Annotated in this window: 20 protein-coding genes; 7 read left to right on the top strand and 13 right to left on the bottom strand. The window is 57.3% G+C overall.

What is annotated here, in order from left to right:
* Positions 1-28: 28 nt before the first annotated feature.
* The gene (locus ACR2TX_RS07550) at positions 29-1,000 is read right to left on the bottom strand and encodes a glycosyltransferase family 2 protein (RefSeq protein ID WP_086134865.1); all 972 of its coding nucleotides are present in this window, start codon (positions 998-1,000) and stop codon (positions 29-31) included.
* Complete coding sequence (locus tag ACR2TX_RS07545; protein WP_168183859.1) at positions 987-2,153, bottom strand: O-antigen ligase family protein; 1,167 nt, start codon at positions 2,151-2,153, stop codon at positions 987-989. The genes ACR2TX_RS07550 and ACR2TX_RS07545 overlap by 14 nt, the downstream gene beginning before the upstream one ends.
* Positions 2,154-2,535: 382 nt before the next feature.
* Between ACR2TX_RS07545 and clpB the strand changes: the two genes are divergently transcribed.
* Together clpB and ACR2TX_RS07535 are read left to right on the top strand one after the other, a co-directional pair.
* Entirely contained in the window at positions 2,536-5,115 is a 2,580-nt protein-coding gene (clpB, locus tag ACR2TX_RS07540; RefSeq protein WP_077731924.1) for an ATP-dependent chaperone ClpB, read from the top strand.
* 221 nt (positions 5,116-5,336) lie between these two features.
* The gene (locus ACR2TX_RS07535; protein WP_086134868.1) at positions 5,337-6,788 is read left to right on the top strand and encodes a sigma-54-dependent transcriptional regulator; all 1,452 of its coding nucleotides are present in this window, start codon (positions 5,337-5,339) and stop codon (positions 6,786-6,788) included.
* Positions 6,789-7,051: 263 nt separating this feature from the next.
* On the opposite strand, the gene ACR2TX_RS07530 is transcribed toward ACR2TX_RS07535, so the two are convergent.
* Complete coding sequence (locus tag ACR2TX_RS07530) at positions 7,052-7,744, bottom strand: MgtC/SapB family protein (protein ID WP_077731927.1); 693 nt, start codon at positions 7,742-7,744, stop codon at positions 7,052-7,054.
* Between the two features lie 161 nt (positions 7,745-7,905).
* On the bottom strand, positions 7,906-10,272 hold the full coding sequence (locus ACR2TX_RS07525) for a penicillin acylase family protein (RefSeq protein ID WP_434131688.1): 2,367 nt from the start codon (positions 10,270-10,272) through the stop codon (positions 7,906-7,908).
* A 97-nt stretch (positions 10,273-10,369) separates the two neighbouring features.
* Between ACR2TX_RS07525 and rph the strand changes: the two genes are divergently transcribed.
* Positions 10,370-11,098, top strand: coding sequence for a ribonuclease PH (gene rph, locus ACR2TX_RS07520; RefSeq protein ID WP_077731929.1), 729 nt, complete (start codon positions 10,370-10,372; stop codon positions 11,096-11,098).
* 33 nt (positions 11,099-11,131) lie between these two features.
* On the opposite strand, the gene ACR2TX_RS07515 is transcribed toward rph, so the two are convergent.
* Entirely contained in the window at positions 11,132-11,710 is a 579-nt protein-coding gene (locus ACR2TX_RS07515) for a beta-class carbonic anhydrase (RefSeq protein ID WP_156881457.1), read from the bottom strand.
* Positions 11,711-11,835: 125 nt separating this feature from the next.
* On the opposite strand from ACR2TX_RS07515, the gene ACR2TX_RS07510 reads away from it, so the two are divergent.
* Positions 11,836-12,435, top strand: a complete 600-nt coding sequence (locus tag ACR2TX_RS07510; RefSeq protein WP_434131686.1) for an XTP/dITP diphosphatase — start codon at positions 11,836-11,838, stop codon at positions 12,433-12,435.
* 17 nt (positions 12,436-12,452) lie between these two features.
* Here the strand turns inward: ACR2TX_RS07510 and ACR2TX_RS07505 are convergent, their stop codons facing one another.
* From ACR2TX_RS07505 to rluD, 3 genes are all read right to left on the bottom strand, one after another.
* Positions 12,453-13,286, bottom strand: coding sequence for a ZIP family metal transporter (locus tag ACR2TX_RS07505; protein ID WP_077731932.1), 834 nt, complete (start codon positions 13,284-13,286; stop codon positions 12,453-12,455).
* Positions 13,287-13,537: 251 nt separating this feature from the next.
* Positions 13,538-14,263 carry a peptidoglycan editing factor PgeF gene (gene pgeF / locus ACR2TX_RS07500; RefSeq protein WP_434131685.1) on the bottom strand — a complete coding sequence of 242 codons (726 nt, stop codon included), beginning with the start codon at positions 14,261-14,263 and terminating at the stop codon, positions 13,538-13,540.
* Positions 14,260-15,207, bottom strand: a complete 948-nt coding sequence (rluD, locus tag ACR2TX_RS07495; protein ID WP_205780852.1) for a 23S rRNA pseudouridine(1911/1915/1917) synthase RluD — start codon at positions 15,205-15,207, stop codon at positions 14,260-14,262. Before rluD ends, pgeF begins: the two co-directional genes overlap by 4 nt.
* A 57-nt stretch (positions 15,208-15,264) precedes the next feature.
* On the opposite strand from rluD, the gene ACR2TX_RS07490 reads away from it, so the two are divergent.
* The 3 genes from ACR2TX_RS07490 (at position 15,265) to ACR2TX_RS07480 (ending at position 17,576) form a co-directional block, all read left to right on the top strand.
* Positions 15,265-16,110 carry an outer membrane protein assembly factor BamD gene (locus ACR2TX_RS07490; protein WP_077731955.1) on the top strand — a complete coding sequence of 282 codons (846 nt, stop codon included), beginning with the start codon at positions 15,265-15,267 and terminating at the stop codon, positions 16,108-16,110.
* A 40-nt stretch (positions 16,111-16,150) separates the two neighbouring features.
* Positions 16,151-17,086 carry a carbohydrate kinase family protein gene (locus tag ACR2TX_RS07485; protein WP_086133769.1) on the top strand — a complete coding sequence of 312 codons (936 nt, stop codon included), beginning with the start codon at positions 16,151-16,153 and terminating at the stop codon, positions 17,084-17,086.
* A gap of 202 nt (positions 17,087-17,288) precedes the next feature.
* Positions 17,289-17,576, top strand: coding sequence for an RNA recognition motif domain-containing protein (locus ACR2TX_RS07480; RefSeq protein ID WP_077731935.1), 288 nt, complete (start codon positions 17,289-17,291; stop codon positions 17,574-17,576).
* 151 nt (positions 17,577-17,727) lie between these two features.
* Here the strand turns inward: ACR2TX_RS07480 and ACR2TX_RS07475 are convergent, their stop codons facing one another.
* The 5 genes from ACR2TX_RS07475 to pstC all read right to left on the bottom strand — a co-directional run bounded on the left by ACR2TX_RS07475 (position 17,728) and on the right by pstC (position 24,130).
* On the bottom strand, positions 17,728-19,575 hold the full coding sequence (locus ACR2TX_RS07475) for a hypothetical protein (protein ID WP_240506863.1): 1,848 nt from the start codon (positions 19,573-19,575) through the stop codon (positions 17,728-17,730).
* 198 nt (positions 19,576-19,773) lie between these two features.
* Positions 19,774-20,466 (bottom strand): phosphate signaling complex protein PhoU, encoded by a 693-nt coding sequence (gene phoU, locus ACR2TX_RS07470; protein WP_166642721.1) that lies wholly within the window; start codon positions 20,464-20,466, stop codon positions 19,774-19,776.
* Positions 20,467-20,505: 39 nt separating this feature from the next.
* Positions 20,506-21,339 carry a phosphate ABC transporter ATP-binding protein PstB gene (gene pstB, locus ACR2TX_RS07465; RefSeq protein ID WP_077731937.1) on the bottom strand — a complete coding sequence of 278 codons (834 nt, stop codon included), beginning with the start codon at positions 21,337-21,339 and terminating at the stop codon, positions 20,506-20,508.
* A 105-nt stretch (positions 21,340-21,444) separates the two neighbouring features.
* Positions 21,445-22,758: a phosphate ABC transporter permease PstA gene (gene pstA, locus ACR2TX_RS07460; protein ID WP_434131683.1), complete on the bottom strand. Its 1,314-nt coding sequence runs from the start codon at positions 22,756-22,758 to the stop codon at positions 21,445-21,447.
* A complete protein-coding gene (pstC, locus tag ACR2TX_RS07455; RefSeq protein ID WP_077731939.1) occupies positions 22,751-24,130 on the bottom strand; it encodes a phosphate ABC transporter permease subunit PstC in 1,380 nt (459 codons plus the stop codon). The genes pstA and pstC overlap by 8 nt, the downstream gene beginning before the upstream one ends.
* Positions 24,131-24,184 lie beyond the last annotated feature (54 nt).

Here is a 24,184-nt window from a genome sequence, read left to right as displayed (position 1 = left end):
CTCCGTAATTTCACGAACACGTTAATAATCAAGCCTTCAGGCCAAAACTCCGCTCGACGGCGTCGACGATACGCCAAAAATCCAGGACTTGGTGCTTCCGGATTTCGGCTCGTACTCGAAGCGCTTCCGGAAGGCGGCGCAGTGCGGCAAAAAAGCCTCTGACGTATACCATATCGAGTCTTAGCAAGCGTCCGATCAACTGGAACAGATAGCCCGGCAAGAGATAGAGCATCAAGTCCTTCCCCGGCATATGTGTCCATTCGAGCAAGAATCGATTGCACACCCGCGTCTTTCTGACTCGATCGGCGGCCACGTTTTCCGAAATCGAACCTTTTTTTTCATGCACCACCCGACTCGCAGGCTCCAAGAGCGTTCGCCACCCGCGTTTCCAGGCGCGCAAACCCAAGTCGAAGTCTTCGGAATAGAACGGCTTGTAAAGCGGCAAATAGCCGCCCAGCGCCACAAACATCGATTTTCGCAGAGCGACGGAGCCTCCGGAGGCAAATAAGCTCTCCGTCGGCGCAGCGGACTTCAGGTCGTCGAAGCGCCAGCGCACCGACCTAAGCCGGCCCCGTCTTATTCGGAAACACCGCCACGAAACCGGGCTCACCCGTCCGTCCTCGTCCAGAACCAGGGGCGATACGGAGAAGACCTCGGCCTTTTCCAGATGCCGGATCAACGGCGCCATGAAGTCCTCCTGCGGCCGCACATCGGAATTCAGAAAAATCAGGAATTCCGCGTCGGCGGCATCGACCCCCGAATGGATCGCTTCGGCGAAACCGCGATTGGCTTCATGGACGACGACACGAACCGAAGGGAACTCGGTCCGGAGCATCTCGGCACTTCCGTCCGCCGATCCGTCATCCACCACGATGATCGAGCAGGTGCCGGGATAAGCTGCGGCGGCCCGTATCACGGACGGCAGATTGCGGCGCAATAAATGCACTCCGTTGAAATTGGGAATAATCACGCCCACCGGCGGAAAATCAGGCTGAGCCATGAGAAGCTTTAAAAAAACGAAAACCGCCCCCCACAATCAAGCTCAACGGATAGAGCGTCGATCGGGAGAAAAAAGGCAGCGTAAGAAAGGCATGCGCAAAATGGACCGTCGTCACGACAATCAAAAGGAGGCCTATCTGCCTGCGTGTATCATTATCGGCAGTCGCCGTATGCACCCAGAGCTTCGCGAAAAATAGCCCATAGCCGACGATTACAACAATAAGCCCAATCAACCCGTGACTATACAGCAGTTCCAGCAAGAAATTGTGCGGAAAGGAGAAATCGACCACCGAATGAAAGCTGGAAACCCCCTGATAATCGCGGTAGAACTGCCCGAATCCATGCCCGAAAATCCATTCTCGAACCGAACTCGCCGACTGCATTTCGGCAGTCTCCGTCCAAATGGCCACCCGTTCTTCCTTGCGCAAATCACCGAAGAAATCGTCCATCCTGTCGTCGAATCCATAAATTCCCGATGCGTACAGCAAGCCGGGAATAATCAGCACCGCCGCGAGCGTCATCCACCGGTACCTGACCGCCACGAACGGGACGATCACCAGCGAGCCGGCCAGCAGAGCCAGAAAACCCGGCCTGGACTGGGTCTTCAACAGCAACAGCGCATCGCCGAGCAACGCCAAGATGAACAGCCACCGTTGTCCTCCGCCGTTCGCGATCGAAAAATAGAACAGGATCGGCAGCGTCAGCAAGCAGTACAGCGCCAAGAAATGAGGATTGGCGAACAGCCCGAACTTATCGGGAAAAATCGCAAAGCCGATCCACTGGGCGACAACGTAGAACGCAGCCAGCACGGCGATAATCGGCTTATGGGTCAATTGCCAGCGACTGCCGAATCGCTCGGGCAGCATCACCACACCGGCAACCGCCGCCACCGGCCAGGATAGATGCTCCAAAAAGCGAAAGTCGGTCTCGTTGGCGGACGCCATGAGATAGCCTTGTCCGGTCAGCAAAACAACGAGGGACAGCAAAGCGGCCATCGGCCGATCGATTGGGAAGCCGCTGCGGGACAACAGCGCCAGACAGATGACGACAGCGGCGCACAAGTACAGAAAAATCTTATGGATACCGAACCCGAGTAGGAGGGAGATTCCGAAGCCGTAAATCGAGGCGCTCAGAAGGCCGGCGAGAAAACTCATGCCGACGCCTGGAAAACTTCTATTGCTTAAAGCCGTCGTCTCCATCACGACGGCCTACTTTTCCGTTAGGAGACGAGAGAGGGTTCCGTTGGGCAATTGTCCGGAGAGGACCTCGGGTTCGGAAAACCGGAAGCGGCTGATTGCCGCGAAGGGCACTGCATCCTGCATGGGAGTTCCGCGCATAAAAGTGGAAATGGAAGGCGATCGTATTACAAAGCTCCGACGCACGTCAAAGCGGCTTTTAAGGCTGGAACTTCACTACAATGCCTTCCTATAGAGGATCGATAACGAGCGACTGCATCGCCGGCTTCGCTTGAAAAGCGGGTACGGCACCCCAATCTATTGAGTCATCTCGATTAAGCAACATAAAGGCATTTTTCCAATGCGAATGGACAAACTGACCAGTAAATTCCAAGCAGCCCTGGCCGAAGCGCAGAGCCTGGCTTTGGGGCACGACCATCAGTTCATCGAGCCGATTCACGTCATGGCGGCGCTGCTCGATCAGGAAGGCGGCACCGTGCGGCCCCTGGTCTCGCAATGCGGCGTCAACGTCAATCAGCTCCGTACCTCTCTGGAAGAAGCGCTCCACCGCATCCCCCGCGTAGAAGGTATCGGCGGAGACGTACAGATCTCGAACGAACTGGGCCGGTTGTTGAACCTCACCGATAAGCTGGCGCAAAAACGCGGCGACACGTTCATCACCAGCGAAATCTTCGTGCTGGCGGCCATCGAAGACCGTGGCCAGCTCAGCGATTTGCTCAGGAAAGCGGGACTGGACCGGAACAAACTGGAGCAAGCCATCGAACAGATCCGGGGCGGCCAGAAGGCAGACGACGCCAACGTGGAAGAGCAACGCCAGGCGCTTCAGAAATTCACCATCGATCTGACCGCGCGCGCCGAACAGGGCAAGCTCGATCCGGTGATCGGGCGCGATGATGAAATCCGCCGCACCATCCAGGTTCTGCAGCGCCGCACCAAGAATAATCCGGTCTTGATCGGCGAGCCCGGCGTCGGCAAAACCGCCATTGTCGAAGGCCTGGCGCAGCGCATCGTCAACGGCGAAGTGCCGGAAGGGGTCAAAGGCAAGCGCCTATTGGCTCTGGACATGGCCGCCCTGATCGCCGGCACCAAGTTCCGCGGCGAATTCGAGGAGCGGATGAAGGCGCTGCTGAACGATATCGCGAAACAGGAAGGCAGGATCATCCTCTTCATCGACGAGCTGCACACCCTGGTCGGCGCGGGGCGGGCTGAAGGTGCCATCGACGCCGGCAATATGCTGAAGCCCGCTTTGGCTCGGGGCGAGCTGCATTGCATAGGCGCCACGACCTTGGACGAATACCGTCAGTACATCGAAAAGGACGCGGCCTTGGAACGGAGGTTCCAGAAAGTGCTGGTGGACGAGCCCAGCGTCGAGGACACTATCGCGATTCTGCGCGGGCTCAAGGAAAAATACGAGGTACATCATGGCGTCACCATCACCGACCCCGCGATCGTGGCGGCGGCGACCCTGTCGCATCGCTATATCACCGACCGCAATCTGCCGGACAAGGCCATCGACCTGGTGGACGAGGCCGCCAGCCGCATCCGCATGGAAATCGATTCCAAACCGGAAGAAATGGACCGTCTGGATCGCCGCCTGATCCAGCTCAAGATCGAGCGCGAGGCCTTGAAGAAGGAAACCGACGAAGCCTCGCGAAAACGGCTGGAAACACTCCAAGACCACATCTCCGAACTGGAACGGGAATACGCTGAACTGGAAGAGATCTGGAAATCCGAAAAGGCCGCGCTGCAAGGCACGGCCGCCATCAAGGAAAAGCTGGAACGGGCTCGGCTGGACCTGGACGCGGCACGGCGCAACGGCGATCTCGCCCGCATGTCGGAGCTGCAATACGGCGAGATTCCCAAGCTGCAAAAGGAGCTGGATCTCGCCACACAGGCCGAGATGCAGGAAACCAAGCTGATGCGCAACAAGGTCACCGACGAGGAAATCGCCGAAGTGGTCTCCAAGTGGACCGGCATTCCGGTATCGAAAATGCTCGAGGGTGAGCGGGAAAAGCTGCTCCACATGGAGGAAAACCTGGCCCGGCGAGTCGTGGGCCAACAGGAGGCCATCAAAGCGGTGTCGGATGCCATCCGCCGCTCACGCGCCGGTCTCGCCGATCCGCGCCGCCCCAACGGCTCCTTCCTGTTCCTGGGCCCGACCGGCGTGGGCAAAACCGAGCTGTGCAAAGCCTTGGCCGAGTTTCTGTTCGACACCGAGGAAGCCATGGTCCGGATCGACATGTCGGAATTCATGGAGAAGCACTCGGTGGCCCGCCTGATCGGGGCGCCGCCGGGTTATGTCGGTTACGAGGAAGGCGGCTATCTGACCGAGGCGGTGCGCCGCAGACCCTACTCGGTGATCCTGCTGGACGAGGTGGAAAAGGCCCACCCCGAGGTGTTCAACATACTGTTGCAAGTGCTCGACGACGGACGGCTCACCGACGGCCACGGCCGCACCGTGGACTTCCGCAACACCGTTATCGTGATGACCTCGAACCTGGGCTCCGACCGTATTCAGGAGCTGGCCGGCGAGGAGAATTATCAGCGGATGAAGGCGGCGGTCATGGAAGTGGTTACCCACTACTTCAGGCCGGAATTCATCAACCGTATCGATGAAGTGGTGGTCTTCCACCCGCTGATCAAAGAGCAGATCCGCGCCATCAGCCGCATCCAGATCGGCTACCTGCAAAACCGCCTGGCCGACCGCGATATCGCGCTCGAAGTCAGCGAAGCCGCGCTGGACAAACTCGGAGAGGCCGGGTTCGATCCGGTCTACGGCGCACGCCCGCTGAAGCGCGCCATTCAGCACCAACTCGAGAACCCCTTGGCGCAGGATATCCTGGCCGGCAAGATCGCCGCCGGCGATACCGTCAGCGCGGACGTGGAGGACGGAGAGATCGTCTTCCGCAAAGCGGCCTGAGCTGACTGCCCTCTAACTTCGGCACAGGGAAGTGCCGTCGCTTGCTCCGCTCGCATGATCGAGAACGGCGCTATCCGTCGTCGGGTTCTTGCGCCGGCTCATGTAGCCTGAGATTATATGATGCCGACCGGTGGGTTTTTAGGCCGCGGCCTCGATCCGCTCCTTGAAGCCATCGTAATCACCGCAACCCTATACAACAACCGGTGACAGGCATCCGACTTATGGATTCCAAGAATCCAACATCCTCGGCAGTTCCTAGACTTGTGAACCAGGAAGGACAACATATGGATATGCGCAAGGTACTGTGCTTCAATTTTTCGGCCGCTCGGAACGAATCGCTCGATCCCCTGCGGTCTCTCGAATGGACTATCTTTTCCACTGGCGATCTGAACGAGGCCAAGAATCTCATCGATCATCATCGTTTCAAGGTTGGAATGGTTTTCTTCGGTTCCGACCTGCCAAACGACTTATCCTCGATCAAGAATCTTTTCACCGCACGCCGCTCCATGGAATGGATCGGCTTGCTGGCGGCTGAGACCTTGAACAGACCGGACCTATGCGAGCTGATTTCTCGCTACTTTTACGATTATCACACCCTGCCTTTGGATACCGGGCGCCTGCAATTGACGCTCGGCCATGCTCTGGGCATGGCGGATATCTTGGAACGCACCGCAGCCTCCTCGATCCATAGAAATCGCGAGGAGCTGATCGGATGCAGCCCGGCAAGCCTCAGGCTATTCCGAACCATCAAGAAAGTCGCCGCCATCGAGGCGCCGGTATTGATCATCGGCGAGAGCGGCACCGGAAAAGAATCGACCGCTCTCGCCATACATCGAGCCTCTACTCGATGCGACAACCCCTTTGTCAAGGTGAGCTGCGATGGATTGCCGCCGGAAGTCATTCGATCGGAGCTGTTCGGGCACGACAAAGAACGGCATGACCGCATCCACGAACCGGGCAAGAGCCGTCTGGAAGCTGCGGCGGGAGGCACGCTGCTCTTGGATGAAGTCGGCAACCTGACCGAAGACCTTCAAACCGAATTGCTCAACTTTCTCCGGGAAGGGACCACCCCGTCAGGTAGCGACACCGCGAAAACGCCGATCGACGTCCGGATCATCGCCACCGCTCAAACCGACCTGGAACAAACGGTAATGGACGGTCGCTTCCGGGACGATCTCTACCGGCGGCTCAAGGCTTTGACCGTAAACGTTCCGCCGCTGCGCGAGCGTCAGGACGATATCGAACTTCTCGCCAAGCACTATCTTCGCGTGTTCGCCAACGGCGACGGCGATTCCGCCCAAGGCTTTGAGCCCGAAGCATTGAAAGCGATGCGTCGTTACGAGTGGCCCGGCAATATTCGCGAGTTGATCAACCGGATCAAACGGGCCAAGGTCATGTGCGAAGGTCCTTTGATCAACTCGGCGGACCTGGGCTTGAACGACTTCCATCCGAGCTTTGGCAGAGTATTCGACCATCCTATGACCCTGGAAGAAGCCAAAGACCAAACCGAAAAGGAAATTATCCAGCTTACGCTGCAAGCCACGGAAAACAATATTTCTCGTGCGGCGCGGCAATTGGCGGTGTCGCGCATGACACTCTATCGTTTGATGTACAAACATCAGATCAGAAGCCATTGGGTCGGGGAAAATTTGGGAATCGCGGTCCAGGAATGAGCGTCCCACGATCCGCTTCATAGTGCAGCCCATATCGATTGGCCGATCGGATTCGGCCGATTCTATATCTCATCCAATTTGAGCCGGATCAGAGCGACGCCTCCACCAAGGGGCGTCGCGAAATCGATCGTAGCGTGCCCGAAACGCGCACTTGCGAACCGCCCATGAGAGTTGACGCGATGTTCAAGGTTGAGATCACTTGCATGACGCGGCAAGTTCAACATATCTCGACCACTCGCCAGATTTGACGGGATAAATGGGGGCTAATCCCCCACCGGTGAAATGCTGAACTCAAGAAGGTCGGTTTCTTGCCGTAGCCTATCGGCAAGCCGGCTGAAATGGACCAGATCGTAAGTGCGGATGACCATGCAGTACTCGAAGGCTTTGCCGCTGTCGACAAGACGGTAGCTCATGCCCGCGATGCGCGCCTTGTATTGAACGATCAACGCACAGACGGACGATTCATCGGGCGCCGAATCCCTCGAATACCGCAGCCTCAGCTGGGCGTATTGTTGGCTCGGTATCCAGTACTCGATCAATCGGAACAGAGCCAGAGTACCCAAGACCGCACCCGTAACCAGAATCGCGGGGTAATAGAAGCCTATGCCGTAAAGAATGCCGAGGGCGGCAGTCATCCAGATGGATGCGGCCGTGGTCAGGCCGCGGATGGTGAGCCTTTCCTTGAAGATCACCCCGGCCCCCAGAAAGCCGATGCCCGTCATGATGCCTTGGGCCATGCGCGTCGGATCGGTCTGAATCGTGTCCAGCGGAACACCCTTCAACCACAGCCTCTGGTAGCCGGTCAGCAACATCAGTAGCGCTGAAGCCAGACAGACCAGAGCATGCGTGCGAAATCCGGCCGGACGACCGTGAAAGGTACGTTCGAGTCCGATAAGGGCGCCGGCCGTCCATGCGCTCCCTAAACGGATCGCGATTTCGAGGTATTCGTCGCTCATAACGTCCTCCCTAGCGCAGCAATGCCGTTAAGTTAAGCCGTCATGCCGGCATCCAGGACACAAGGATGTGATTCAGCCCAATGCCCTTAGTGGCTTCTAGATTCCGACGAAGAATGACGAAGCAGGACCTGACTTAACGGCATTGCCCGGTGCAGGCCGGATTATTCGGGAATCAGCGTCAAATGATGTTTGGCCGCACCCGGCAGGAAAGGCAAAGCAACGCCTTTGAGCCAGGCTTGCTGCTGGTCGCGGTAATGCACCGAGAACGGGTGCCCGGATTGGCCGCCCGGCATATGGAGAATGCCGTCCTCGGGATGATTCGGCGACACCGCCATGCGCTCGCTGGCGCCGTGGCCGTCAAACAGCACTCGCACGCAGAAGCTGCCGCAGCCGCTCGCGGGCTCCTCGGGCATATCCAGAACCCAGCCGGCGAGTGTGAACGTCTGGCTGAACGGATGGCTCAAATGGACCCGGTTGATCTCACCCCATGCCAAATTCTCCAATCGGTCGACGCCGTTCCGCTGCTTGGCCTCTTCGGCACTGCGGCGGAGCGTCTCGATCAAAAAACTGCGCCAATCGGCATATTGCCGATCCGGCAGCGTTTCCGGAACCTGTTCCGTGAGCAGCGTACGAAGCGGCGTTTCCTGCTCGCGCCAGGCATAGGCGAAATTCGGATCGGCCGCCGCGCACCGACTCACCAGAGGAGCGAACACGGCTTTTGCGAGATTTCGCCGCCACTCGACCAATAGCCCTATACCGATGCTATCGGCATCGAGCCGGCCGTTCCAGCGTTCGATCGAGCGCTTCGCCTCCGCCAGAATTGCGTCTTCTGGCTCACCGTTCAGCACGGACAAGGCCAGGCGGCGATAGAACTCGTAAAACTCGCTGACCGTATCGAGCTGCAAGGCCAGCATATCCTGTTCCGAAACCCGAGGCATCCCCTTAAGCGTCTCGGCGATTCGGTAGGCGCGGTAGCTGTAGGAGAAATTGTGGCCGATCACGTAAGGATATTCCTTGCCCAAAGTACGATTGTTGGCGGTTGCGAGAAACCCTTCGGCGGGATCGACGACCCGCGGCAGTTCTTCGGGCGGAATGAATCCGTCCCAGCGGGCGCTACCGTTTGCCCAGGAAACGCTGACGCTCCCGTCGAAGCCCACCCGCCTCGGGAAAAAGCCCATGTAAGTCCAGGCGATGTGCCCCGCATCGTCCGCCAGAACGACATTCTGGGGCGGCGCGCCGGCGCGGTTCACGACTGCCATGGCCTCATTCAGGGTTTTGACGCGGTCCATCCCCAGTAATCCCAGATTCACGGCTCGCGGGTCCAGCGCAGTCCAACGGACCGCCACAGGCTGGCCGAGCAGCGGCTCCGGTGCGAGCGGCCCCCAAACCGTGCTCTTCAGCTCGAGGGGCTCGGCACTGCCATCCTTAACGACTATGGTCTCGGTCCGGGTCTCGAACCGACGCCAGCCTTCCGGCGTCCGGTATCGGCCGGGATCGGCGGGATCCAGTTCGACCCGCACCAAATCCAGCAAATCGGCGTCTACATTGGTAAATCCCCAAACCACATGACGGTTGCTGCCGACTACGACCAGCGGCACTCCCGGCAGAGTGACACCCGACAAATCCACGTCTCCGTAGAGCAGCCGGGCACGATACCAAATATTCGGCACCGAAAGTCCCAAGTGCATGTCGTTGGCCACAATGGCGCGCCCGTCCTTGGTTTTAGTTCCGCCCACCGCCCAGTTGTTCGAGCCGATGCTGGGCGCTTCCGGCTCGATGACGCTGCCGAGCTTCTGGTCCCCGACCTCCTCGATCAAGCTCGCGATCGATTTCACCGGAACCGGGCGCGCCGGCCGGTGCGAATCGCCGCCGCCCAAGAGAACGGTAACATAGGGATCGGTGTCGGGAGTCAGGAAAGCGGTCACCTCGGCAGGAAGGAGACGATCCATCAGCGTAAGGGTTCGCTCGTCCTTGTCATGTCCGTTCAACGTTTGAAACATGCCCAGCGCGACCAGCATGCTGTCCTCCAGCCGCCAGGCATCGGGATGATAAGCCAGGACGCGGAACTCGAACGGCAAGGCCTTAGCCCGGGAGATGAACGCATTCACGCCATCCGTGTAGGCTTGCAAGACCTTGCGTTGATCCGCCGGCATCCGGTTCACAGCATCCTCGGCCGCGCGCTGAAACTGGTAAGCTCTTTGCCGTTTATCGAGGAGCAACGCTTTCGCGCCGAAAACTTCCGCCAATCGTCCGGCCGTCTTGCGCCTCATCAGGTCCATTTGGAAAAGCCGGTCGCGCGCATGGAGATACCCCAACACGCGGAATGCATCCTCCCGCGTTTCCGCCCGCACCGAAGGAATTCCGAACTCATCCGCTTCCACCTCGGCCTTTTCGGAGAGTCCTGGCAGCCCCGCCTCGCCGTCCATGACCGGCAGCGACTGGGCAATCCTGTCGATCTGATAAGCGGCGGGCGCAATGACGAACAACAACGCGAAACCGAACAAATATAAGAACCGTTTAGCATTCATGAGCGATTATCGTGACTTCTGTTATGGATCGCCGGTAAAAAGCGAGGGCAGTTGAATTCGGGTATACTGCCCCGATTTTCGAAGAGCGAGCAATACCATGAGACCGAGCGGACGCCAGCCGGATGAACTGCGAGAGATCGCATTGACCTGCAATTATACGAAACACGCGGAAGGCTCGGTGCTCGTCGAATTCGGCGATACCCGCGTGATCTGCACGGCCAGCATCGAAGAAAAAGTACCGCCTTTCCTCAAAGGTAAGGGCAGCGGGTGGATTACAGCGGAATACGGCATGTTGCCGCGCTCCACGCATGAGCGGATGGGAAGGGAGGCAGCCAGAGGCAAACAGGGCGGCCGCACCATGGAAATCCAGCGGCTCATCGGACGTTCCCTGCGGGCGGCGCTGAACCTGGAAGCCCTTGGCGAGCGGACCATCACCATCGACTGCGACGTGATCCAAGCGGACGGCGGTACCCGAACGGCCTCGATTACCGGGGGCTATGTGGCCTTGTCCCTGGCCGTAGGCAATCTGATGAAACAAAGAAAGCTCCGGATCAATCCTATCCACGGCCAAATCGCTTCGGTGTCGGTCGGCATCTACAAGGGCGTGCCGGTGCTGGACTTGGACTACCGCGAGGACTGCGAGGCAGAGACCGACATGAACGTGGTCATGAACGAGGCCGGCGCCTATGTGGAGGTTCAAGGCACGGCGGAAGGTCATGCCTTCCGACGCGATGAACTCAACACCATGCTCGATTTGGCCGGCAAAGGAATCGCAGAATTATTGGCTCATCAGCGAGCCGCGCTCGAAAATTGCAAAGCCGGCTGAAGCCGGCTTTGCCTCAGACCATCCCGGAACGCCTTATAGCGGACGTCCAGCGGCCATGGCCGCCGGCACCTCCACCAGCTTGCCCGATCTTACGTCGTAGATGAAACCGTAGATCGGAATGTTCTTCGGCACCAGGGTGTGATTACGGATGCGTCTCACGTCCTCGGCAACGCTCTGTTCCTGATTCTTGATGGTCAGCCAGTTGATGTATTTGCCGTCGGTACACCCCGGCCCTTTACCCACATCGTGCCAACCGCTGGCGTCGATGGTCGCGGTTTCGAGGCTATTGCTCAGAAGATCGCCCATGATCTCATTGGTGAACAGTTCCATACCGCAATCGGTATGGTGAATCACGAACCATTCGCGGGTGCCGAGCAGCTTGTAGGAGATCACCAGGGAACGGATGGCGTCGTCGCTGGCCCGTCCGCCGGCATTGCGGATCACGTGGGCGTCGCCCTCGGTAAGACCGGCGTACTTGGCAGGATCGAGGCGCGCGTCCATACAGGTCAGGATCGCGAAATGCCGCCCCGGCGGCAAGGGAAGATGGCCCTTGTTGAAACTCGCCGCGTACGCTTGATTAGCGCTGAGCACTTCGTTCAAGATTTGGCTCATATCTTTTTCTCCTCTGAGATTGTTATTGTTTATGACGCCGCCTGCTCAAGCAGCAGCCGACGCACCGGCTGATACGCCCCCTTCCCGGAAAGCGATTCGGCCCGCCATCGTGAGACAAGCCGACGATGAAAAAAATCCTGCTCGCCAGCAATAACCCCGGAAAGGTCCGCGAAATCCAGGCCATATTAGCAAACGATGACATAGAGATCGTACCGCAATCCGCTTTCGGAGTCCCGGATATCGAGGAGGTCGGATTGACCTTTGTCGAGAATGCGATTCTGAAAGCTCGGCACGCCAGCCAGCTTTCCGGCCTGCCCGCCATAGCCGATGATTCGGGACTGGAAGTCAACGCCTTGGGCGGCGCGCCCGGCGTTTTCTCGGCCCGATATGCCGGCCCCGGCGCGAACGATGCCGAAAATAACGCCAAGCTGCTCCGCGAACTGGAGAATATTCCGGACGCCGAGCGGACCGCCCGATTTCGCTGCGTCATGGTTTTTCTGCGCCACGCGCAGGACCCGAGCCCATTGATCGGACAAGGCGTATGGGAAGGCATCATTCTGCGCGAACCGCGCGGCAAAGGAGGCTTCGGTTACGATCCGCTGTTTTTCGTGCCGGAAAAAAACTGCACCTCGGCCGAATTGTCCCCGGACGAAAAAAATCGCCTAAGCCACCGCGGCAAAGCTCTGCGGGAACTCGTGGCGCAAATGCGCGATTCAGCTAAATGAGCGTTCGGCCGATATTCCTACGGGACGATGGCGGGGCATTTCGATGAAACGGCCTCGGGGGAATGATCTTTATGAAATTCCTCGGTATAGGCATGCGCCGAAAAGATCAGCAGCACGCCGGCACTGATCATGGCGATTTGTTGAAATGCGGCACTGGCATTGGTGCGGTGGTGCAAACTGGGAATCAGGTCCGCAACCGCTACATAAATGAAACTCGATGCCGCCAAGGCGAGGAAATAAGGCAGCGCCTCGCGCAGATTTTCCAAGCTGTAATACGCCAGGACACCGCCCAGCAGAGTCGCCAAGCTGGACAGCAGATTGTAGAGCAAGGCCTTGGGACGGCTATAACCGCTTTTCAAAAGGATCGCGAAATCGCCCACTTCCTGGGGAATCTCATGGGCGAACACCGCCAGGCTCGTGACTATCCCCAGATGTACATCGGTAAGAAAAGCCGCGGCGATCAGCACGCCATCCACGAAATTGTGGATACCGTCGCCCAATACGATGAGAGTGCCGGCCGGCTGGTGAAAGTGGTCGTCCGTATGCGTCTCGCAGTCACCGGCGTGGCAATGCCGCCAAAGCAGCAGTTTTTCCAACAAAAATAGCGCCAAGATTCCGAGAAGAACGGCGGCGAAGACGCTCTCCGACTGCTCCGTGCCGACCGTTTCGACAGCATGGGGCAAAAGATCCAGAAACGCCACGCTCAATAACGCGCCCAAGGCGAAGCTGATGCCGTGAGGGAGCACGCGGGGATGATGATGGTCGGGAATCATCAGGAACAGCGATGCCGCAAGGACGCTCAAAACGCCGCCGATCAAGGTAAAAATAATTATCCAGAGGAGAAGGTTCATGTCTTATTTAAACCTAGAAGCGGCGGTTGGACCTGCCCGAGTGTGCGGCAGGCGGACCGGATAGCAAGGCGCGACGACGCGGCGGGGTATTCTCCCGCGAGGAGGAGCAACGCCGCCAGCCGGTCCGCCTGCCGTGCAATCGGGTACGTAGCGGCGTCACCCAAACGGTGACGTAGGTAGAAGGTAGGGCAATAAGGATTCATGGAACTTTTCTAGTTATTTAAGCGGTCAACCGCTGTTTCTAGGTTTATTTATTCGCGCCAGATCAACGTAGCCATGCGGCCCGTCACGCGGTCGCGGCGATAGGAAAAAAAATCGTCGGCATTGCCGAAAGTGCAAAGGCCCCCGCCGTAGATTGCCGAAATTCCGACATCGTTCAGTACGATACGTGCGAGGTGATAAAGATCCGCCAGCCATTTTGCGTTCTCCGTTTGGCAAAACGCGGCGGCGAATGCCGCTCTCTTGCGGACGAAGGTCTCCCGGACCTCATGACCTACCTCGAACGCGTCCGGACCGATTGCAGGCCCGAGCCACGCCAACAAATCATCGCCTTCAAGCGCTTCGACGGCGGCTTCGATGACGCCCGCCGCAAGCCCTTTCCAGCCGGCGTGCACCGCCGCGACCCGATCGCCTTCCTTCGAACACAGCAAAACGGGGAGGCAATCCGCCGTCATGACCGTGCAAACGATGCCGGTTTGGCATGTGAATGCGGCATCCGCGCTTCGATAGGTCGATACGTCGGCCCGAATGACGTGTTTTCCGTGCACTTGATTCAGCCACACGGGTTCCGCGGGCAGACTCAAGGCCTCCCGCAGCCGATGCCGGTTTTCCGAGACCCGACTCGGCTCGTCCCCGACGTGAGCGCCGAGGTTGAGGCTCCGATATGGGCCTATGCTCACCCCGCCCCGGCGCAACGTGCTCGCCGCCCGGACGCCGGGCGGCACGGGCCACTCGGGTTCGATCCAGAATCGGCTCATGCCTGTTCTCTCAATGCCGCAAGCAGACCGGAGAAATCCGCAGGGAGTGGCGACTGCCACTCCGTGTACTCACCGGTTGCGGGGTGAATGATCCCGAGCTTTTCGGCATGCAAGGCCTGTCTTTTGAAATTTCGGATGACTGTGATCAGCTCTTCGCTCGCGCCGGCCGGTATCTTGAGCCGACCGCCGTACACCGGATCGCCGACCAGCGGATGATGGATATGGGCCATATGGACGCGAATCTGATGGGTACGCCCGGTTTCGAGCTTTACCCGAAGCAGGGTGTGGTGGGGGAAGCGCTCGGCGATGCGGTAATGAGTGACGGCAGGCTTGCCTTCCTCGCGGACGGCGAAGCGCTTCCGATCGGTGCGATGCCGGCCGATCGGCTCGTCCACTGTTCCGCCGGCGGTGATGGCACCCTGCACCAAGGCCAGGTATTCCCGATGCACGGTCCGAGTCTGGAGCTGCTCCACCAGCGATTTGTGCGCGGACAAGGTCTTGGCGGCCATCAACAATCCGCTGGTATCCTTGTCCAGCCTGTGAACGATACCGCAACGCGGAATACCGGCCAGCCCAGGGGCATGATGCAGCAAAGCATTTTGCAGAGTTCCGTCACGATGGCCGGCCGCCGGGTGCACGACCAGACCCGCGGGCTTGTCGATGATCAGGACCGCGTCGTCCTCGTAAAGGATCGCAAGTGGGATATCCTGGCTCTCGACGGCCGTGGTCTCCTCGACTTCAGCATGCAGGACCACCCGTTCGCCGCCCAGAATCCGGTGCTTCGGAGACAAAACGGCCCCATCGACTCGGGCAGCCCCGTTTTTGATCCAGCTTTGCAGACGATTTCTGGAAAAATCCGGAAACAGTTCGCTTAGAGCTTGATCCAGGCGACGGCCGGCTAGCGATGGAGGAATTTCGGCGGTAAGAACGCGGGTGGAATTCACTTCTATGGGATAGATAATTCAATGTATACTGCGAGCGTTAAGACTGCCGCTCCTATCATGTCGTCTTTTTTCACTTTTTTTCGGCCTGTGCGCTTCGTTCTTTGGCCGCTCGCCTTTGCCATACTGCTATTCGGCTGTTCTACCACTCGCGAAGAAAGGGATGAATACGCCGACTGGACCGCGGAGCAGTTTTACACCGAGGCCAAAAAGGCGCTGACGGAAAAACGTTACGAAAAAGCGGTGAAATTATACGAGAAACTGGAAGCTCGTTATCCGTTCGGCAAATATGCGACTCAGGCGCAACTCGACATCGCCTACGCTTACTACAAAAACGACGAGCCCGATTCCGCTCTTGCCGCCACCGACCGCTTCATCAAGCTCAATCCGACTCACCCGAACGTCGATTACGCCTATTACCTCAGGGGCTTGGTCAATTATAACCGAGGCATAAGCTTTGTTGATCGTTTTCTGCCGACGGACTCGTCGCAGCGTGACCCTGGATCGGCTCGCGATGCCTACAGAGAATTCGAAGAACTGATTGCCAAGTTCCCCAAGAGCCGCTATGTGGACGACGCCAAGCAACGTATGGTGTCGTTAAGAAACAATCTGGCCATGTACGAGGTTCACGTTGCCGACTTTTACATGCGACGTGGGGCCTATCTTGCGGCGGCCAGGCGCTGCGCCGAAATCATTCGCAACTATCAGCGTACTCCGGCCGTGCCCGTGGCTTTGCAGATCATGGAACAGGCCTACCGCAAGCTGGATATGAAGGAATTGGCCGACGATGCGGCTCGCGTCTACGCATTCAATTATGCCCAAGGCGTTCCCGGCCAGGCTAAAGATCTGGTTTACGAGCCGTCTGCCATGGAGCGCTTGTGGAACTTTCTCGGTTTGGAAAAATAGGCTTCCGCTTCGTTCGGTGGATAGGATGAGCTTCACAAGGATGAACACACCCTCCCCTAAAATTGAAAGCCAAAATATTCACGTATTGTGCGTTGGACACGCATCGTACGACCTCATCTTTTCCGTACCGCACCATCCTGAAGCGGACGAAAAAATCTTCGCCGAATCCCTGATGTCCTGCGGCGGCGGTCCGGCCGCGAACGCGGCCGTAACCGTAGCGCGTCTCGGCTATAACGCGGCTTTTGCCGGTTATTTGGGAAACGACCCCTATGGACAAATCCATTTCGAGGAATTGCAACGGGAGAACGTGTCTACCGATCTCATCGTCCGCGGCGCGTCGCCCACGCCATTGTCCGCAATTCTGATAAAACCGGACGGCAAGCGGGCTCTGGTCAATTACAAGGGCGCCAGGGCGCCTTTGCCGGCGGACAGCATCGATTTTTCGGACGTTACGCCGAAAGTCATCTTGTTTGACGGGCACGAGCCCGCCCTCTCCGAACCATTGTGTGCCTGGGCGAAGTCCAGAAACATTCCCACGGTCCTGGACGCCGGCTCTTTGCACAAGGGAACCGACGCGCTGATGTTCTCGGTGGACTTCCTGGTGTGCTCGGAAAAATTCGCGCGGCAATGGCTGGATGATGACGATCCGGCGCAGGCTTTGAATCGTTTGGCCGAACGCTCACCCGCAGTCGTCATAACCTTGGGCGAAAATGGGCTGATCTGGAAGAAGGGCGTCGAGTCGGGAAACCTCCCTGCATTTCCGGTAAAGGCCGTGGATACTACCGGAGCCGGCGATGCGTTTCACGGAGCATTCGCCGCCGCCCTTGCAAGCGGCCAAAATTGGCAGGATATCTTGCACTACGCCAGCGCCGCCGGCGCCCTTTGCTGTACCAAGGAGGGCGCGCGACCAGGCATTCCCGATCGGGAAACGGTCGAACTGTTCTTGAAAAATCAGAAACAATCACCGAGTTATTGACATCGGACAACTTCCCTTTGAAGCTTATGGAATCTCGGGATACGTTCAGCCTTTCTCCATTACCGGGTATGAATGGGTGTATAGGCCGCCAATTTGGCTCCGTAGAGGGAGTCGATCATCAGTTCTTGATCTTAGTGCCATTCGTTAAGCAGCTGATGTATTTAATAAGGAAATGGCACGAAGTGATGAACAGGTGTTTTCGATGAATATCTACGTCGGCAATTTGTCCTATCAAGTCACCAGCGAGGAATTGCGTGAAGCATTCGAACGCTTTGGCGAGGTTACCAGCGCGAACGTCGTGATGGATAAACTTACAGGTCGCTCCAAGGGCTTCGGCTTTGTAGAAATGTCGGATCGGGCTAGCGCTGAAGAGGCTATCAAGCAGCTAGATGGCGCCGATCTCAAGGGGCGTAATATCCGGGTAAACGAGGCACGCCCTCGCTCCGAAAGCCAGTCGAATTTTCCGCCTCGGCGCGCCCGGCACATTTGACGGCTAAAAACGCGCCGTCTCCACATTCCAACTCTTTGGAACACGAGACGGCGTTTTAGCCCCGTTGCGGGCCGATCGTCCTGCGCCGCTAAATGTGCCCAGGAATCAATTTATTATCAAACGCGCATGAGCTGCGCGGCTTCACGGATATTCAGTTAAGCCGCTCTACGAATCCGGCGTCAACTCTGCAACCACCCAGGTCCGGATAGTCGCGCAAATTCTGCAAATGATCGCGATAGACCGGATGCTGGAAAGCAATGCGTTTGACCTTTCCGCCGTCAAACTCGAACTCCAGGGCTCCGCCTTTAGCCAAAGGACTCCCGATTCTTGTCGCAAAAAGCATAATCGCCAAGTTTTTGAGCGGTCGCCCCTGCTCGAATGCAGGTCGGGCGCAGCTCAAGGCATCAATCTGAAGTGCCGAAAAAACCTGAGCCAATTGCGCCGACGTTGCTACAATCCCGGCCCCCGGCACGGCCGGAACATTCAATATCTGTTCGAGACCGAAATCCGCGAGATGGTTTTGTAGCAATACGGTGCCCGTCCCCTTTTCGTCGGACGCAATTAAAGGAAACAATTGACGCTCGGCCACCGCAGGATCGGAGTTCGTCATCGCCGCGGTGAGTTGGCGCTCCACGGAGCGAATGGCAGCGAAATAACTTTCTTTCTCTTGGGTCTGTTGCAAGATTCCTCGCCAATCCTCCTCGGAATTGACCGACAACCCCATTTTTTTCATCGTCTCATAGTCTTCCGAGGCCAAGCATCCGCCGAAGCCCTTAGCCCGGTACTGCTGTAACTGGCTATTGGGAACAGTTCCGCTGAGAACTTGTTGCCCCGGCACGTTGTAGTTCCTCCAATCGGCGCTCTTATCCAAGAAGTAGTAAAGCACGGCATTGCGGTCGAATTTATTGAAGCCGAGATCTTTCATCACGACCTTGAGCTTCCGACAACTGCTCTCGACGTCCTTATAACTGTCCCAGTTCGGCTGAAGATTCGGGCGATCGGGATGATCCGCCTCGGCGATGTATTTCAACAAGGTCCCATTCGCTGATCCCCCCTGCATTTTCGAGCGCCAAAGCTCTTCGAGAGAGAGATCTCTCGCATCCGGCAATCCGTCCGGATTGATCTTCATCAGGAGGGACGAGCGCAAGGCGCCATGGACCCTGACCTCGCCCAAAGCCTTTGCATCGGTGCCCAGGATTGCGACGGGACTGTCCGAAATCTCACGGATGACAAATCGGGTTTTATTGACGATGCCTCCCTGGTTGTTCAGCGTAATGGCCGCTGGGAGCGAATGTGTCTCACGCCTGCTTTGACTCCCTGAAGCATCTGCCTGCGTCATTTCCGCAGACCGATTCTCGTTATTCAGCATCCACCCCGAGGCAAGCTGCCCCACGAGGGCCACACCGGCTCCCGCTCCGGTGAGGGCCAGCACGCCACTCGCCGTGCCGACATCGCTCGCCAGCTTGGCGAAATCGACGTCGCTGTTCAAACTATTGACGAAACTGAAGTCGATTTGGGTGTCTTCGGCGGTATCGAGCCTCATCCAAGGCGTCAGATAAACTTTCTTGGCATTGAAGGTAAAGCTGCACTCTCCGGCCGCCGTCTGATAAACGAGCGCGGGCACTTCCTGGTAAAGCTTGAGCTTATCGTTTCTGATTTGGAATAAAAGTGCGGCCGAGGTACCGCCCTTCTGATAGCTTCTGCCGAAGTCCTGGCATGGCTGTCCGCGGCTTGCATCGCGCTCGAATTCGAATTCGGAAATCAGTTGAACATAGAAATCATCGCCCTGCACCGCAGACATGCCCGGCAAGGCGCGCAGTTCTGCCGATTCCGTCTCCGGATAATCGATGGAAACCTCCCGCGTTCCGGCACACCCCGAGAGGATTAACACTCCCGCGGCGGCGAATCGAGTCAAACTGGAACGGAGGAGCACAAGACGTCGCAAAGCGATCAGCCTTCGTTCGAATACGAAGGTTCGTGGAATTGTCGATTTTGGCATCTGTGTATATTGGCGCACACTACCGGCTTCGGTTAACGCCACCGGCCGAAAAACCGTAGTAATACGGGCGCGATCGCTAAAAGAAGATGAGGGTTAAGGCATGCGCTGCTTTAGAAAGAGTTGCGCTTCAGCATAGGACTATACCGTGTCATTGCCGGCATATCCAGCCGACGGCGGTCTATCGCAATGGGCGAGCCATCATGGACTTTGGTGCCTGACGTCTTTTCCCTTAATCTGAAAAACGACATACTCGGCAAGATTCTGCGCATGGGCGCCGACACGCTCCAAGGCCTTGACGGCCAACACCGTGTTGATCGCGAAACCGATGTTTCGGGAATCCTCCATGATATAAGTCATCAACCGCCTTAAGCTCGCCTCGAACTCATCCTCGAACGCGCGGTGATGGGCGATGATGTCTCGGGCCGCGTCTTCATCGGACCGGTCGAACGCATCCAAAGCTTTTTCCAGCGCATCGACCGCCATTTGCCCCATGACGTGCACATCGCGCAGCAGATGCTCGTTCGGGTCGCTGGTATCGTTTCCATAGATTTGCAGGGCGATGTTCGCAACCCTCATCGCTTCGTCGCCGATACGTTCCAAATCGGTAACGCCCTTCGACACCGCCATGATCATCCGAAGATCCCCGCCAACGGGGCAGCGGCGCGCAAGAACCTCCACAATAGTCCCATCGGTCTCCACTTCGAGAAGATCGAGCTCGTTCTCGCGCTGACCGATCTTGCTGGCCAACGCCATGTCTTTGGTCTTGATCGCCCGCAATGCATCCTTGAGCTGAGACAATGCCAACCCGCCCATTTCGACGATGCGGTAATGAAGCTGGCTCAACTCGCCGTCAAAGCGTTTGACGATGTGCCCTTCACCCTGAGTTGTCATCGCGTCTCCCATCTCGGTTCATGGCCGGATTCCGTTTCATCAACCGAAACGTCCGGTGATGTAATCCTCGGTCAACTGATGGCGGGGATTCGTAAAAATCTGCGCCGTTTCGCCCACTTCGATCAGCCGGCCGAGATGAAAATAGGCCGTCCGCTGCGAAACGCGCGCCGCCTGCTGCATGGAGTGCGTTACGATCGCGATCGTGTAATGCGAGCGAAGCTCGTCGATCAGTTGCTCGATCTTGGCCGTCGCGATCGGATCTAGCGCCGAGCACGGCTCATCCATCAGAATCACCTCGGGGTTGACCGCGATCGCCCTCGCGATGCAGAGCCTTTGCTGCTGTCCGCCCGACAGGCTGGTCCCCGGCTGATGCAAATAATCCTTGACCTCGTCCCAAAGGCCCGCGCGCCTCAAGGACGTCTCCACCACTTCTTCGAGCTCCGCCTTCGAGGAAACCAAACCATGAATCCGCGGTCCGTAGGCCACGTTCTCGAAAATAGACTTCGGAAACGGATTGGGTTTTTGGAACACCATGCCGACTTGAGCGCGTAACGGCACCACATCGAGCGAGCCGTCATAGATATCCTGACCGTCGAGTACGATTTGCCCCGTGACTCGGCACCCCGGGATGGTGTCGTTCATTCGGTTGAGACATCGGATAAAGGTCGACTTGCCGCATCCGGACGGCCCGATAAGCGCAATCACTTCATTGCGGCCGATATCGAGACCAACATCTTGAATGGCGTGCTTTTCACCGTAATAGACGTTTACGTTGCGGCATACGATGCGTGAATTCGGTGAAGTAATTTCACCGACCGTGTGTGAATATTCCCGGTTGAAGGAAGCTTCCGAAATTCTTTCGCGGACTTTCATTCGTGGCGGCTCTCTGTGCGATACCGACGTCTTAAATTCCATAAATGAATTCATACCTCGACCTATTATCTTTCCGACCGTTTGGTGAAAGCGCGTTCTTAGTGATTACCAGCGTCGCTCAAAGCGCTTGCGGATATAAACCGCCAAGCCGTTCATAAAAATCAAAAACACCAGCAAAACCATGATGGCCGCCGATGTACGCTCGACAAAGGCACGCTCCGGACTATCGGCCCAAAGATAGATTTGCACCGGAAGAACCGTCGAAGGCTCCATGATGCTTTGGGGGACGTCGACAATGAACGCCACCATACCGATCATGAGGAGCGGAGCGCTTTCACCCAGCGCACGCGCCATGCCGATAATAGCCCCCGTCATCATCCCGGGAACAGCCAATGGAAGAACGTGATGGAACACCATCTGCATCGGGGAAGCACCCACGCCCAGCGCAGCTTCCCGCACCGACGGCGGAACGGCCTTCAAAGCGGACCGTCCGGCAATGATGATAACGGGCAGGGTCATCAAGGTCAGCACCAAGCCGCCGACCAACGGCGACGATCGCGGCAGCCCGAAGAAGTTGATGAATACCGCAAGCCCGAGCAAACCGAATACGATCGATGGAACCGCCGCCAGATTATTGATATTGACCTCGATGAGATCGGTCCAACGATTCCGCGGCGCGAACTCTTCCAAATAAATCGCCGCGGCCATGCCGATCGGTAGCGAGAGACTGAGGGTTACCAAGAGCGTAAACAAAGACCCCATCACGGCGCCCCATATCCCCGCCAACTCCGGCTCCCGCGAGTCGCCCGACGTAAAGAAGGCCGTGTTGAACGATTTCTTGATACGGCCATCAGCCTCGAGCTTATCAATCCAGGCGATTTGATTATCTTTGATGCGTCGCTCGCCCTCCGCTCCGGTCCGTCCCAACTGCCCTTTCACAAGCATGTCGGTATCGTCGTCGGCGGAAATCCACACCTTCTGAGTCTTGCCGATGAGCTCCGGGTTGGCCAAAACAAGGTCGCGGAGATCGTAGGAAGCGCCTGCACTCAAGAGGCTATAAAGCGCTCTCTTTGCCTGGCGCTCCTTCATGTCGAGGAACATCGAGCTCAGAGCGTTTTTCAAAAGCCGGTCATAATCCGCTTCCATGAGAGCGGACGGGTCGCGTCTACCGTCAGGATCGATGAGTTGGGGATCGAAATAGACGTCCAGCGCGATCGACGTTTGTTGAAAAGCCGTATACCCCCTGGCGATGATGCTTCCGAATAGAAGGACCAAGAAACACAAACCGACAACAATGGACAAGAGCCCATAAAGTCGGAAACGCTTCTCCGCCTGTCGCCGTTTGACCAGGCTAGCATGGACGACATCGATAGTCCGGTCGGATGAAGAGCCCCCCGAAATTTCACAGATCTCATTCATACTGTTCCCGATACTTGCGCACGATATGCAGAGCGATGATGTTCAGCGCCAAGGTCGCCAAAAAGAGCACCAGTCCGAGAGCGAAAGCCGCCAAGGTTTTTGGACTGTCGAATTCCTGATCGCCAACCAGCAGGGTTACGATTTGGGTCGTGACGGTGGTGACAGCCGCCAGAGGATTAGCCGTGAGATTGGCCGTGAGCCCTGCCGCCATAACCACGATCATGGTTTCGCCAATGGCGCGTGACACCGCCAACAGAACACCACCCACTATGCCTGGAAGCGCCGCCGGTATGATCACCTGCCTAATCGTCTCGGATTGGGTCGCACCTAATGCATAAGCGCCGTCGCGAAGCGATTGAGGCACGGCGTTGATGAAGTCATCGGAAAGCGACGACACGAACGGAATAATCATGATGCCCATGACCAACCCCGCAGCCAGCGCGCTTTCAGACGATACGTCCAGACCGATCCGCGCACCCAAATCGCGAACGAACGGGGCAACCACCAGCGCCGCGAAGAAGCCATAAACAACGGTAGGTATACCGGCAAGAATTTCCAGAAGCGGCTTGGCCGTGGCACGGAACCTGGAACTAGCGTATTCCGATAGATAAATGGCCGACAGCAAACCGATCGGAACCGCCACCAGCATTGCAATCAAGGAGATCAACAGAGTGCCTACGAACAGAGGCACGGCGCCGAAAGCCCCGGAAGAACCGACTTGATCCTCCCGGATAGCCATCTGCGGGCTCCAATCCAAGCCGAACAAAAATTCGGTAATGGGTACTTCTTTAAAAAAGCGGATCGATTCGAAAAGAACCGATAAAACGATGCCGATCGTCGTAAAAACGGCAAGGGTCGAGCAAACGATCAGAAAAACCGTTATCGATTTTTCCACGTGGTTCCGGGCTCGATGTTCTTTGCTGATTCGTTGGCGAGCGTAGGCGGCTCCGGTGATAGCCACGAAAGTGGCCAATACGCTCAGTAAACGATTACTCGTATCCTTGAGCCTAAGATAGTGATTTGCCGCAGCCTCGACGGCTGGCTCGATCTCCCCTGCAACGGCGCCGCTTGCAACATTCCGAATATCGTTGACCAATAAGCCGATCCGATCCGGTGGGGCCGAGCTCAATTCTTCCGGGAGTGCCGAAACAACCAGTTGGATTACGATCGAATTTTCAAAGGCGGTCCATAAAAACAAGACCAATAACGCCGGAATTCCACACCAAAGCGCAGCATAATAGCCGTAATAACTCGGTAACGAGTGAAGACTCCTGACCGTTCCACCGGCCACTTGTAGAGACCGCCGGCGACCGATGTGGTAGGCGGCCGCACTTAGCAATACAAGCAGGAACAGAAGTGTGGATTTCTGCATTCTAAGGCAAGCCCTCGAAAAACAAGCGACCGGGATTGCAACCCGGTCGCTGAA

It is taken from the genome of Methylocaldum sp. GT1BB (assembly GCF_051027545.1).
Classification (GTDB): domain Bacteria; phylum Pseudomonadota; class Gammaproteobacteria; order Methylococcales; family Methylococcaceae; genus Methylocaldum.
The sequence above is the reverse complement of the archived record's forward strand: the minus strand, read 5'-3'. Positions and strand labels throughout refer to the sequence as shown.

Bases quoted from the DNA above. Each gene is read 5' to 3' on its own strand.
- ACR2TX_RS07535 (WP_086134868.1), top strand. From the start codon at position 5,337: ATGGATTCCAAGAATCCAACATCCTCGGCAGTTCCTAGACTTGTGAAC.
- ACR2TX_RS07505 (WP_077731932.1), bottom strand. From the start codon at position 13,286: ATGAACCTTCTCCTCTGGATAATTATTTTTACCTTGATCGGCGGCGTT.
- ACR2TX_RS07480 (WP_077731935.1), top strand. From the start codon at position 17,289: ATGAATATCTACGTCGGCAATTTGTCCTATCAAGTCACCAGCGAGGAA.
- rph (WP_077731929.1), top strand. From the start codon at position 10,370: ATGAGACCGAGCGGACGCCAGCCGGATGAACTGCGAGAGATCGCATTG.
- ACR2TX_RS07525 (WP_434131688.1), bottom strand. From the start codon at position 10,272: ATGAATGCTAAACGGTTCTTATATTTGTTCGGTTTCGCGTTGTTGTTC.
- clpB (WP_077731924.1), top strand. From the start codon at position 2,536: ATGCGAATGGACAAACTGACCAGTAAATTCCAAGCAGCCCTGGCCGAA.
- ACR2TX_RS07515 (WP_156881457.1), bottom strand. From the start codon at position 11,710: ATGAGCCAAATCTTGAACGAAGTGCTCAGCGCTAATCAAGCGTACGCG.
- ACR2TX_RS07545 (WP_168183859.1), bottom strand. From the start codon at position 2,153: ATGAGTTTTCTCGCCGGCCTTCTGAGCGCCTCGATTTACGGCTTCGGA.
- ACR2TX_RS07550 (WP_086134865.1), bottom strand. From the start codon at position 1,000: ATGGCTCAGCCTGATTTTCCGCCGGTGGGCGTGATTATTCCCAATTTC.
- pstC (WP_077731939.1), bottom strand. From the start codon at position 24,130: ATGCAGAAATCCACACTTCTGTTCCTGCTTGTATTGCTAAGTGCGGCC.
- ACR2TX_RS07485 (WP_086133769.1), top strand. From the start codon at position 16,151: ATGAACACACCCTCCCCTAAAATTGAAAGCCAAAATATTCACGTATTG.
- ACR2TX_RS07510 (WP_434131686.1), top strand. From the start codon at position 11,836: ATGAAAAAAATCCTGCTCGCCAGCAATAACCCCGGAAAGGTCCGCGAA.
- ACR2TX_RS07475 (WP_240506863.1), bottom strand. From the start codon at position 19,575: ATGCCAAAATCGACAATTCCACGAACCTTCGTATTCGAACGAAGGCTG.
- pstA (WP_434131683.1), bottom strand. From the start codon at position 22,758: ATGAATGAGATCTGTGAAATTTCGGGGGGCTCTTCATCCGACCGGACT.
- ACR2TX_RS07530 (WP_077731927.1), bottom strand. From the start codon at position 7,744: ATGAGCGACGAATACCTCGAAATCGCGATCCGTTTAGGGAGCGCATGG.
- pstB (WP_077731937.1), bottom strand. From the start codon at position 21,339: ATGAAAGTCCGCGAAAGAATTTCGGAAGCTTCCTTCAACCGGGAATAT.
- pgeF (WP_434131685.1), bottom strand. From the start codon at position 14,263: ATGAGCCGATTCTGGATCGAACCCGAGTGGCCCGTGCCGCCCGGCGTC.
- ACR2TX_RS07490 (WP_077731955.1), top strand. From the start codon at position 15,265: ATGTCGTCTTTTTTCACTTTTTTTCGGCCTGTGCGCTTCGTTCTTTGG.
- phoU (WP_166642721.1), bottom strand. From the start codon at position 20,466: ATGACAACTCAGGGTGAAGGGCACATCGTCAAACGCTTTGACGGCGAG.